The sequence below is a fragment of the Luminiphilus syltensis NOR5-1B genome, from assembly GCF_000158175.1.
GTDB lineage: Bacteria > Pseudomonadota > Gammaproteobacteria > Pseudomonadales > Halieaceae > Luminiphilus > Luminiphilus syltensis.
In genome coordinates, this window is sequence record NZ_DS999411.1 from 3116482 (window position 1) to 3128195 (window position 11714).

Annotated in this window: 8 protein-coding genes; 7 read left to right on the forward strand and 1 reads right to left on the reverse strand. The window is 58.3% G+C overall.

Annotation, left to right across the window (positions count from 1 at the left end):
* Positions 1 to 137 precede the first annotated feature (137 nt).
* The 6 genes from NOR51B_RS14115 to NOR51B_RS14140 all read left to right on the forward strand — a co-directional run bounded on the left by NOR51B_RS14115 (position 138) and on the right by NOR51B_RS14140 (position 8783).
* Positions 138 to 1046 carry a hypothetical protein gene (locus tag NOR51B_RS14115; protein WP_009019887.1) on the forward strand — a complete coding sequence of 303 codons (909 nt, stop codon included), beginning with the start codon at positions 138 to 140 and terminating at the stop codon, positions 1044 to 1046.
* Positions 1047 to 1173: 127 nt separating this feature from the next.
* Positions 1174 to 3183 carry a molybdopterin-containing oxidoreductase family protein gene (locus tag NOR51B_RS14120; protein ID WP_009019582.1) on the forward strand — a complete coding sequence of 670 codons (2010 nt, stop codon included), beginning with the start codon at positions 1174 to 1176 and terminating at the stop codon, positions 3181 to 3183.
* A gap of 107 nt (positions 3184 to 3290) precedes the next feature.
* Entirely contained in the window at positions 3291 to 4835 is a 1545-nt protein-coding gene (locus tag NOR51B_RS14125; RefSeq protein ID WP_009020821.1) for a phytoene desaturase family protein, read from the forward strand.
* Positions 4832 to 6454: a phytoene desaturase family protein gene (locus NOR51B_RS14130; RefSeq protein WP_009021228.1), complete on the forward strand. Its 1623-nt coding sequence runs from the start codon at positions 4832 to 4834 to the stop codon at positions 6452 to 6454. The genes NOR51B_RS14125 and NOR51B_RS14130 overlap by 4 nt, the downstream gene beginning before the upstream one ends.
* Before the next feature lie 6 nt (positions 6455 to 6460).
* The gene (locus NOR51B_RS14135; RefSeq protein WP_009019173.1) at positions 6461 to 7690 is read left to right on the forward strand and encodes an aminomethyltransferase family protein; all 1230 of its coding nucleotides are present in this window, start codon (positions 6461 to 6463) and stop codon (positions 7688 to 7690) included.
* Positions 7691 to 8030: 340 nt separating this feature from the next.
* Complete coding sequence (locus tag NOR51B_RS14140; protein WP_009019512.1) at positions 8031 to 8783, forward strand: helix-turn-helix domain-containing protein; 753 nt, start codon at positions 8031 to 8033, stop codon at positions 8781 to 8783.
* Between the two features lie 91 nt (positions 8784 to 8874).
* Here NOR51B_RS14140 and NOR51B_RS14145 read toward each other — a convergent pair whose 3' ends face one another.
* Positions 8875 to 10254 (reverse strand): glutamine synthetase family protein, encoded by a 1380-nt coding sequence (locus NOR51B_RS14145; protein WP_040482166.1) that lies wholly within the window; start codon positions 10252 to 10254, stop codon positions 8875 to 8877.
* A 144-nt stretch (positions 10255 to 10398) separates the two neighbouring features.
* On the opposite strand from NOR51B_RS14145, the gene NOR51B_RS14150 reads away from it, so the two are divergent.
* Complete coding sequence (locus NOR51B_RS14150) at positions 10399 to 11700, forward strand: NAD(P)/FAD-dependent oxidoreductase (protein WP_009019840.1); 1302 nt, start codon at positions 10399 to 10401, stop codon at positions 11698 to 11700.
* Positions 11701 to 11714 lie beyond the last annotated feature (14 nt).

The window sequence follows — 11714 nt, forward strand, 5'->3', positions numbered from 1 at the left end:
GTATTAGGCACTAAACTATACGTCGAATCCCGGGGACGTCCAGACTGTAAGGCAGCTTGGTTGTCAGGTAGCCCGCAACATGGGCCATAACAATCGGAGCACTCACCATTAAATTACCCACATTCATAGCAACGTCGGTGGTCCGTGGCAGTCAGAAAGGCGACTCCCACGGCGGTATATTCCTGCTCGACTTTGAAAACCAGAAGCTCGATCAAGTGGTCGACTGGAACAGCGGCGCAATCGACTTCTCGGGGCGTGGTGCAGACCGTGGCCTGCGGGGCATCGCTTTTGATGACGAGCGCATATTCGTCGCCGCGTCCGATGAACTGTTCTGTTATGACCCCGACTTCAACGTCGTTGGCTCCTGGCGCAACCGTTACCTCAAACACGCCCACGAAATATGCCGCGCCGGCCGCAAGCTGTTTATCACGTCGACCGGATTCGATGCGGTGCTGGTTTTTGACCTTGATAGCGAAAAATTCGAGTGGGGCTTCCACCTGATGGGTAATCCGGAGCAATGGCAGGGTTTTGCCTTTGATCCCCAGGACGACCAGGGGCCGCGGCCGAGCAACGATCAGCATATCAACATGGTGCACGTCGACCGCAAAGGCCTGTTTCTCAGCGGATTGCATACTCGAGCCATCGTCCGCGTGGATAACGCCAACCGCGCACAGACCCTATGCAGCCTGCCCGAGGGGGCCCACAACGCACGCCCTTTCGGCGACGGTATCGTTTTTAACGACACCCAGGCAGATCGGGTGCGCTACGTACCCCGGCGGGGAGAACAGCTGGCCTTTATCGTTCCCAGCTATGACCCCGATACCCTCGAATACAAAGGGGTTGATGATTCCAGTATCGCCCGACAGGCTTTCGGGCGCGGCCTGTGCCTGTTGGACGAGCGCTTCATTGCAGCGGGTTCTTCCCCATCCACGGTGAGCCTCTATGACATCCGATCGCGAGATCGTGTCGCATCGGTGTGCATGACCATGGACATCCGCAATGCCATCCACGGCCTCGAAGTCTGGCCCTTCGAAACAGCGCACTAATTAACAGCGCGGACGTAAAAGCACGTTACTGGCCCGATCGAAGCGGCGATCCGGGCCATTGTGAGTTCTGCGAAGGTATCTGCTAATCTCTGGCGATCATTGCTTCCCCCCAGACGGATGGTGACCCATGAATGCCAAAGAGACCCTCCCCGCAGTCTGCCCACTCGATTGTGCCGACACCTGTAGCCTGCAGGTGTCGGTTCAGGACGGCGTCATCGCTGCCGTTCGCGGCAGTGATACCAACCCCTACACCCGGGGCAAGATCTGCGGCAAGGTGGCGCGCGCCATGGCCACCCAGACCCATCCCTCCGAACGTTTATTAACTCCATTGATTCGTGTCGGTAACGACGGTGCCGATGAGTTCCAACCGATTAGCTGGGCAGCCGCTCTTGATAAAATTGTCGACGAAAGCCAGCGCATCATCGATCGCTGGGGTGCGGAGGCCATAGCGCCGCTGCGGTACGGCGGTGTGATGGGAAAATTGGCAATAGGCTCAATGGATCGGCGCTTTTTTCACCGTCTTGGCGCCACCCGCGTCGACTCGTCGCCGCTGTGTGCCGGCACCCTCGGCGCCGCCTGGGAGGCACTGTTTGGAGACGCCGGTGGCATTGACTTTGCCGAGCTCGCCCACTCCAATCTCATCGTGGTGTGGGGCAACAACATCACCACCTGCAACCTGCATGTCACTACTCTCATACGCCAGCGCCAGAAAGAAGGCGCCAAACTGGTGGTAATCGATCCTAAACGAACCCGAATCGCCAAGGACGCCGACCTGCACATTCCGCTGCTTCCAGGTACCGATGTGGTCCTCGCCTATGCCATTGCCCATCAGCTGGCAGCGCATGGCGGACTCGATCACGATTTCATCGCCGAGCACACCGAGGGGGCTCAGGCGTTCCTCGACGCGGCCGCACACTATCCACTGGAACGCGCAGCGGAGATGTGCGGGATCGACAGTGCGCTCATCAGTACATTTGCCCAGCTTTGGCGCGATTGTCGCCCCGCCGGTATGACCATCGGCGTTGCCCCCGAGCGCAACCGCAACGGCGGTGCCGGCCTCCGTGCGGCCATGTCGCTACTTGCGCTGACCGGCAACATTGGCCCAAAGGGCGCAGGGCCCTGCGATGTCGGCGGCTTTTACCCCGTCACCAGCGATGCACTGACCCGCCCGGAGCTCGGACCGCCGGTGCGTGAAATCAACGTTATGGACATCCCGCGACTGGTGCTGGAGCCCGGTGACGAAACACCGCTGCGCGGACTGTTCATCTACAACCACAACCCAGTGGCGGTACATCCCGAACAGGACCGCATGGTCGAAGCGTTACGCAGCAGCGACGTGTTCGTCGTTGGTAGCGATCTGAGCATGACCGATTCAATGGCCTGCGCCGACCTGATTCTGCCGGCCGCGTCCCATTTTGAATACGGCGATGTGTATACCGCCTACGGACACCGTTATTTGCAACGCTCGAAAGCGGTAACCGAGCCCGCGGGCGAATCCAAAAGCAATATGGATTTGTTCCGCGCATTGGCAGCGCGTTTTGGTTTTGAAGAGGAGTGCTTCAAAGACTCGGACGAAAAGCTGGCGCAGGACTGCTTTGTTGATCACGACGGCGAACCCGCAGAGAAAGCACTGAATACCGCCCTCGACATGACCCCTTATGCCGAGCCCGGCCTTCTCCGGGGAACACCAACGGGGACACCCAGTGGCAAAATTGAACTGTATTCGACCGCGCTTGAAGAACGCTCGGGTGAGGGTGTGCCCACCTTTAAACCACTTCCCGATCAACGCGAATTCATTGTCGTGTCACCCGCTTCCGAGCAGCGGGTCAATTCGACCTACGGCGGATTACCCGAGCAGGCGACCGATGTACGTTGCGAGATCCACCCCGAGGATGCTGATCGATTTGATATCAGTCACGATGATCCCGTAATGATGACCAACGCACTGGGTTCCATCACCTTGCCCGCCTCCATTAACCCCGACGTTCGCCGTGGCACCCTCTTTGTACCCAAAGGCGCCTGGATGCCGGAAGTCGGTAAAGGCAAGACCATCAATGCACTGATTCCCGGGCACAAAGACTCCCTGGTGGGTGGCGCCTGCTATTACGACTGCAGTGTTGATATCCGACGAGGCTGATCCACGGGTTACCCAACAGCTTCCAACAAGTTTCCGCGTATAGGCGCGGTAGTGCCCGGAAACACCGCTGCCTACATTAGCGGCTTCACATTGCGGTTGAGGTTGCTTTGAAACATTACGACACCCTCGTTATTGGCGCCGGCCACAACGGTCTGGTTTGCGCGAGCTATCTTGCCAAGGCCGGGCAATCGGTGCTGGTCCTGGAGGCCAATGAAACGGTGGGAGGCCTCGCCGCTACTCGCGAGTTTCACCCCGGTTTCTCCGCTCCCATTGCCCACACGCTTGTCGGCCTGGCAGATACCATCGTCAAGGACCTCGACCTTGAATCCCATGGGTTCAAGGCGGCAGCGCAAGCGCTGCCTTTGACCGCGGTTCACCCGAGCGACGCGCCCATCCAGATCGACGGCAGCAGCGTCACCGGTGTCGGCGCCGACGACAGCGCGACCTACCAGGCGCTGCAAGCACAGCTCAGGCGTTTTGCCGATGCCCTCGCCCCCTTCTGGGAAAGCACCATGCCCCGAATTGGCAGCACATCAGTGGCGGATCTGTTCACCTTCGGCAAGCTCGGCCTCAAGCTGCGTATGCTCGGTCGTGACGACATGTTGGAGTTCATGCGCGTAGCAACCCTGCCCATGCGCGACCTCGCCGATGAGTCCTTTGACAACGAGCGCCTCAAGGCCGCGCTGTGCTGGGATGGGCTACTGGGATCCAAGCTGGCCCCCCGCTCGCCGAATCAGGCGGTGCTGACCGTCCTCAACCGGATGGCCGGAAAACACGGTGGCCAGCACAGTATTCCACCCAACGGCATCAACGGCCTTATGAATGCGCTCCGCACCGCCGCCGAAGCCAACGGTGCCGAGGTCCGAACAAGCACGCCCGTGCAGAAAATCACGGTCGAGGGCGACGAAAACGGGCAGCGCATCAGCGGCGTGCAACTCGCCAACGGCGAAGAGATCAAGGCCGACAAAGTGGTATCCAGCGCCGATCCGAAGACGACGCTATTGGGCCTGCTCGGCGCTCCACAGCTGGAGATCGACTTCAGCAACCGAATTCGCCGCCTGCGTACCGACGGTTATGTGGCGAAACTGCATCTGGCGCTATCCGGTAAACCCGCATTCCAGGGTGTGGCCAATCCCGAAGGCCGTTTACTGATCGCACCCACCATGGATACCATCGAATTTGCCTACGACAACGCGAAGTACGGTGAAGTACCGGAAGAGGCCGTGATGGAGGTGGTCATACCCACCCTCTCGCAAAACGACCTCGCCCCCACGGGCAGTCACGTTCTCTCCGCCCACGTGATGTACGTTCCCGGGAAGATCAAGGGCGGCTGGACCGATGCGGCAAAGCAGTCCCTGACCGACCAACTTATTGCGCAGCTCGAGGCCCACGCACCCGGCATTGGTGAGCTGGTGGAGGCCAGTGAATTGCTCACCCCTGAGGATCTGGAGCGCGATTATCACGTCAGCGGCGGTCACTGGCACCACGCTGAGCCCGCGATGGATCAACTCCTCATGATGCGGCCAACTTACGAGGCCGCCCAGTACAACACCCCCATTCCCGGCTTGTATCTGTGCGGTGCCGGAAGCCATCCAGGCGGCGACATCAATGGTAATCCGGGGCGCAACGCGGCCAAGGAGATGTTGTCGTGAAGAAATATGATGCAGTCATCATCGGTGCCGGGCACAACGGCCTCACCAACGCGGCCTATCTGGCCAAAGCGGGTCTCAACGTGGTCGTGGTCGAAAAGAACGACTATATCGGCGGCGCCGCAGTAACCCGTGAAATGCACGAGGGCTGGTTTTACTCCAGCTGTTCCTACGTGTGCAGCATGATGCGCCAATCGATTCACCGGGACCTTGATCTCACCCGTCACGGCCTGCTGCTGGTGCCCTATATGGGGACCGTGGCTTTCAGCGACGATGGCTCGAAAGCATTTATCGACTACCCCAATGAAGAAGCGGCCTACAATGAACTGCGGCGGCACTCGGTAAAAGACGCCGATGCCATGGCGCGACTTCAGGCCGACCTCGGTCGCTATGCCCAGCTCATTCGCAAAACCTTGCTGCGCACCCCGCCCGACCCCTCATCGTTCAAGCCGCGAGACATCAAAGAGCTGCTCTGGCTGGGTAAACAGTTTTGGGGTCTCGGCGAGCGCGAGCTGTACGAGTACATCCGCTTCTTCACCATGAGCGCGGCGGACTTCCTCGACGACTATTTCGAGAATGATCTCATCAAGGCGGCAATGGCGGCACCCGGCATTATTGGGACGGCACTAGGCGTCCAGTCACCCGGCTCCGCCTACATTCTTCTGCACCATGTGATGGGTGATGTCGATGGTAACGTCGGTGCCTGGGGACTGGCACGCGGCGGGATGGGCGCCATCTCCAACGCTTTGGCCAGTGCCCTTAAGGCCCACGATGGCGAGATTCGCACGGGTTCCGGCGTAGAACAAATTCTTGTCAAGGACGGCACGGCCGTAGGTGTCGCCCTGGAAAGTGGCGAGGAAATCTATGCGGACATCGTGGTATCCAACCTCGATGCCAAGCGCACCTTCACCAAGATCATTGACAAAAAGGATCTACCGCCGAAAATTTACGACCGGGCGAGTAACTTCAAGATCCGCGGATCCTCGGGCAAGGTCAACATTGCGCTCTCGGGCATGCCCAAATTCACCAACATCCCCGATAACCGCTACATCAACCGCGGTGGTCAGAACTACACCGGGTCGCTGGAGACCATGGAGCGCGCCTACGACTGCTGGAAACGGGGCCGCTGGTCGGACGATCCCTTTATCGAGGCCATTATTCCGTCGGCCTGGGATCCCACAGTAGCACCCCCGGGCAAGCACTGGATGTCAACCTTTATCCAGTACTGTCCACCCAAGCTTGCCGATGGCCCCTGGACTCCCGAAAAGCGCGATGCGTTTGGGCAAACCGTCATCAACAAGATTGAGCGCTATGCACCGGGCTTCAAGGATCTCGTGGTGCATGCGGAAGTGCGCACACCCCACGAAATCGAAAACGAAATCGGTCTGACCGAGGGCAATATCTTTCAGGGCGAGCTGACCATCGACCAGCTGCTGTTCAACCGGCCCTTCCCGGGGTACGGTCAGTATCGAATGCCGCTGCAGAATATGTACATGTGTGGCTCTTCGACCCACCCGGGTGGCGGTGTGTCATCGGCCTGTGGTGCCAATGCGGCGCGGGAGATCTTAATGGACCTCAAACGGCCGAATACGGTCCCCGAAGACGACTTTTATGATGAGTAGTGAGCCATGAATATTGTAGCCCCTGCAGATCCCGAACTGTCTTCCGACGATCGCTTTGCCGGAGAGCGGCTGAAGCTGTCTCCTTTTCACCCCAGACAGGCGGAGCTTAATATCCGCGATGCGTGGTCGGCCTGGAACGGTTATAAGTTCGCCGATTACTACTACGAAGCCACCTACGAGTATTTCTGCATTCGCAACACCTGCGGCACGTACGATATCTGCCCAATGCAGAAGTTCCTGGTCGAAGGTGAAGACGCCCTCGCCATGCTCGACCGGATGGTGACCCGCGACCTGACCAAGTTGCGCGTCAACCGAATTACTTACTGCTGCTGGTGCGACGATACTGGCCGAATGATCGATGACGGAACGATTTTCCGGCTCGATGACAACCGCTACATGCTGACTTGCGGGAGCCCCTGTCTTGCGTGGCTGGCCAAAAGCGCGCTGGGCTTCGATAAGGTCACGATTACCGAACACACCGAGCAATTGGCCGGTCTGTCGCTGCAGGGTCCCACCAGCTTCTCGACCCTCAAAAATATGGGCGTCGGCGATGCCGTCGCCGAACTCAAGCCCTTCGGCTTCACGCGGGTTCCCTTCGTCGGTACCGAACTGATGATCTCCCGCACGGGCTTTACCGGTGATCTTGGCTACGAACTCTGGATCGACGCCGAATACGCCCTGCCCTTGTGGGACGCGCTGTACGAGGCGGGTGAGGATTATGGTATTCAGCCCTACGGGGAAGCGGCTACCAATATGGCCCGCCTCGAGGCAGGATTCATCATGCCCTATATGGAATTCAACGAGGCACCGAAAACCATTAATTTCGAGCACGACCAAACCCCGCTCGAGCTGAACCTGGGCTGGCTGGTGGATTTCAAAAAGCCCCATTTCAATGGCCGCCGCGCCCTGCTTGAGCAAAAGCAAAAAGGCACCAAACAGCTGTTGGTCAAGCTGGATATCGAAGGTAATAAACCCGCCGAAGAAGCTATTCTTTACGACAGCAAAGGCTGCCGCAACCAGATTGGTTATGTGACCAGCGCCATGTGGTCCCCATCGGTGAAAGCCAATATCGCGCTGGCGATGATTGATACCAAAGCCCTGACCGGTGAAATCTGGGCCGAGATTTATCATTACAAGGAGTTGCGACCCTATCGCAAGGTTGCGAAGTGTAAGGTGCAGGACAAGCCCTTCTGGATGCCGCCCCGTGCACGCCAAACACCACCCGGAGAGTTTTGATCCGGCTCCTTTGAAGCGCTCCGCCTTCGGGTCGCTGTGAACCACGTCCAAATAAGTTTCATCGCGGGCTAGAAGCATCAAGGCCCGCACAGTCTTTCAATCATTGCTCTGCAAGGCACTCGCTGACAACGACAATTGCTTCTGTCATGGAGTGGGTGAGGTAGGCTGGACTACCTGTTGGCGCATAAAAACCTAACCCTTTCTGGGTAATTAGCCCTGCCGAAATCGCTTTTTTCTCCCGAAATGTAGCGCGCTGATCCACCGTGCGTGTAGGTTCGTAATTTCTGTATCCATCGAGCTTTCCGCTGGCCGCCGTTGGGCGCCTGCCCAGGAGTGGTTTATGAGTACGCCGCACGATTTCGTAAAGAGCTACCTTTCAGCTTGGAACCATCGCGACCCGGAGGGCGTAGCCAGTCATTTCTGCCGAGATGGTCACTATGTTGATATACCCAATCAGCAGGATTTGACGGGTGACGCGCTGGTGGCGCACCTGGTCGAGTATTTCAAAAAGGACAATTATCGCTACGAATTGCAAGGCGACGTGCTTATCAACGATGGGACGTTGGCCTTTCAGTACCGTGTCACCTCGCCGGATGATGATGAAGCCCAGCCCAGCTGGGGCGGCGCGGAGTTTATCGAGCTGGGTGACCGCGGTGCACGCAGCATCAGCGATTACTATCGATTACCCAGCGAACCCGGGAAACGCAGCACAAAAACCGATCGATACGCCAAATCCGGACTCAGCGAGTCGGCTATGGAGCAGGTGCTTACCACGCTCGATCAGCTGATGGGCAAAAACAAGCTGTTTCTCGACCCTGAATTGACGCTTCCGCGACTCGCCGAACGGGTCGGCTGCTCAGTGAACCACCTCTCTCAGGCCATCAACGCCGGTCACGAAATGAGCTTTTTTGATTACATCAACCGTTACCGCGTTGATGAAGCACAGCAAATCCTCGTGCAACCCGATAACCGCTTCCCCGCGATTCTTGATGTCGCGCTTTCAGTGGGCTTCAACTCCACCTCTACGTTTTACACCGCCTTCAAGAAAGCAACCGGGCAGACACCCGCAAGTTTCCGCCGCAGCCACAACTGATTGAGCTCACGATTGTGGGCCCTGCCAGTCTTCAGTAACGATCCTGAACACCGCTGCAACTGAGATCAGGGTGTGGCATCGGAGTGTGAGGTCAGAGTGCCCGCAGGTACCACTGGTAATCCAGATCGGGAATCTGGCTGTGATAATCGTCGCATTCGCCCTGGCGCAGGGTAGCGAACGCCTGACAATACTGCTCCCCCAGGTACGCCGGTAGAATTTTTCCGTTACGAAACATCTCAAGAGCAGCATCGAGGCGCTGGGGCAGGGTTACCGGTTGTTGGGTGAAGTCAGTACTGCGCTCTGCCGGCGGCCCGGGATCGGCGTTGGTGGTAATGCCGTGATGGATCCCAGCAAGCACCGCAGCGACCACCAGGTAGGGATTGGTGTCGGCGCCGGAGATGCGGTGTTCAATGCGACGACTCTTGTCATCGGAGGCCGGTATTCGCAGGGCGACCTCGCGATGATCGTAGCCCCAGCTCGGGCGCGATGGTGCGAATTCGCCGCGGGTAAATCGGCGATAAGAGTTGACGTTGGGTGCGAAAATCGCCATCGATTCGTTAACCGCTTCAGCCAGGCCGCCCACCGCGGCGCGCAGCGTAGGGCTATCGATCGGCGCCTGCCCGGGCTCGATGTCGGCGAAAATGTTATCCCCTGAAGCGTTATAAACACTCGCGTGAATATGCATGCCGCTACCGGCAATGTCGGCAAAAGGCTTGGCCATAAAGGTAGCCGCGTAGCCATGCTGCCGAGCAACGCACTTGACAATTCGTCGCAACAACGGCGCGTGGCTGGCAGCCAAAATAGCGTCTTTCTGGTGATGCGTGTTGATCTCCCACTGCCCCGGCGAAAACTCGCTGTGTATTGCGGTCAGCGGCACGTCGTGTAGCTGGCAGGCTTTGCGAACGCCCTCAAGAAACGGCTCGCAGTCGATCAGGTCATCAGGCATGCAGTACTGAATACCCTGCTGGCTCAGGCCGGTACCCGTAATCCTTCCAGTTAGTGGTTTCGGCCGCGGCCCATCGCCATTTTCGAGCAGGTAAAACTCCAATTCGGTAGCCACCACCGGCGATAGGCCCCCAGCCTTGTAGCGCTTGAGTACTGAGAGCAAGGGTGACCGGGGATCCATCCAGGCCAAGCTGCCATCGTCATTGGCAAATCCGGTCACCACCTGCGCCGTCGGTGAATCGAGCCAGGGCACCCGGGCCAGTGTTCCTGAAATCGGCCGCAGTAACTGATCGGGGTCACCGCCGATGATGTTGAGGTCTAAACCGTCGTACAGATCACCGCGAATACCCAGCAGCGGAATCGTAATCGGAACCGTAAACTTACCTTCGAAAAGTCCGGCAAATTCGCTGCGCTGGATACGCTTGCAGCGGAGCAAGCCGTGCATGTCCGGCATCAACAGCTCCAGGAGCTCAATATCAGGGTTCTCGCCAATAAACGCTTCGAGCTCTTCAGGCTGTGCAAACACCGCTTTCTCCTCCCGACTCACCGGATTTCAACCTAGGACGCACCTTGATCACGATCTACCTGACGTATAGGGGTGAATTCGATAACAGCCCCCCTGCGCTATTCTTTAGTTTATTTATGTTTTCGCTTTCCCAGAGGACTTGGCATGTTTGGCTTGCGCGCGCCAGAAATCAGTACCGGGCACACCGGCTCCTATTACGCCGCCAGCGTGAATCGCAAGACCGATTACCCTCGCCTGGAAGGGGATCATACGGCAGACGTGGTGGTGGTCGGTGGTGGTTTTACCGGCGCCAATCTCGCGCTGGAACTGGCGGAACGTGGCATGGATGTCGCGCTGGTTGAGGCCCACCGCATTGGCTGGGGCGCCAGCGGCCGCAACGGCGGACAAATCATTGGGGGCTTGGGCCATGACCCGGAACGCTTCGTCAAAACCATTGGTGAGGAGGGCGTCAAGGCCATTTATGGAATGGGCCTTGAGGGCCGTGAGATCATTGCCGAGCGTGTTGAGCGCTACGGTATCGAATGCGATCTCAAGTGGGGCTACTGCGACGTAGCGCTCAAGCCCCGGCATATGAAGCAGTTTGCCGAATGGCGGGATTTCGAGAAGCAGATCGGTAATCCCCATACGTATCGTCTTCTCGACCGCGATGAACTCAAGCACTACGTCAATTCTGACCGCTATCTCGGTGGGCTTTACAACGACGGCAATGGACACATACACCCCCTGAATCTGTGTATCGGCGAGGCCGCGGCACTCGAACAGCTCGGCGGTAGAATCTTCGAGCAATCCAAAGTGACCGACATCGAGTATGGAGCGCGTACCGTCATCCGAACCGAGCAGGGGAGTATTTCGGCCAAGCGCGTAGTGCTGGCAGGTAATGCCTACATGGGCGGCCTGGTTCCAAAACTGGCGACCCGCGTTCTGCCCTCCTGCAGCTCGGTCATCGGCACCGAGCCACTGTCTGAGGAAATGGCCCGTGAAATCCTCCCGGGGGATGTGGCGGTCTGCGATCCGCGCACGGCCTTGGACTACTTCCGACTCTCCGGTGATAACCGACTGCTGTTCGGCGGGCTATCCAACTACACCGGGCTTGAACCTCGCGACCTCCACGGCGTTATGCGTAAAAAGTTGGCGGCCGTCTACCCACAGCTCGCTGACGTCCGCATCGATTTCGCCTGGAGTGGCTGGATCGGAATTGGTATCAACCGCATGCCCCAGCTGGGCCACCTTTCCGATAACGTGAGCTATATCCAGGCGTACTCAGGCCACGGCGTTTGCCCCACGCACATCATGGCGCGAATTACCGCAGAGATGCTGGCGGGGGACCCACGACGCTTCGATATTATGGCGAGTATCCGTCACATGCCCTTCCCCGGCGGAAAGCTATTGCGGCGGCCGGGCCTGGCTTTGGGTATGGCCTATTACAAACTTTTGGACGCGCTTTAAAAACCGCTGACCTA

What these genes read in the sequence shown, in the direction of transcription:
- NOR51B_RS14140 (WP_009019512.1), top strand. Translation starts at nt 8,031, where the DNA reads ATGAGTACGCCGCACGATTTCGTAAAGAGCTACCTTTCAGCTTGGAAC.
- NOR51B_RS14120 (WP_009019582.1), top strand. Translation starts at nt 1,174, where the DNA reads ATGAATGCCAAAGAGACCCTCCCCGCAGTCTGCCCACTCGATTGTGCC.
- NOR51B_RS14150 (WP_009019840.1), top strand. Translation starts at nt 10,399, where the DNA reads ATGTTTGGCTTGCGCGCGCCAGAAATCAGTACCGGGCACACCGGCTCC.
- NOR51B_RS14135 (WP_009019173.1), top strand. Translation starts at nt 6,461, where the DNA reads ATGAATATTGTAGCCCCTGCAGATCCCGAACTGTCTTCCGACGATCGC.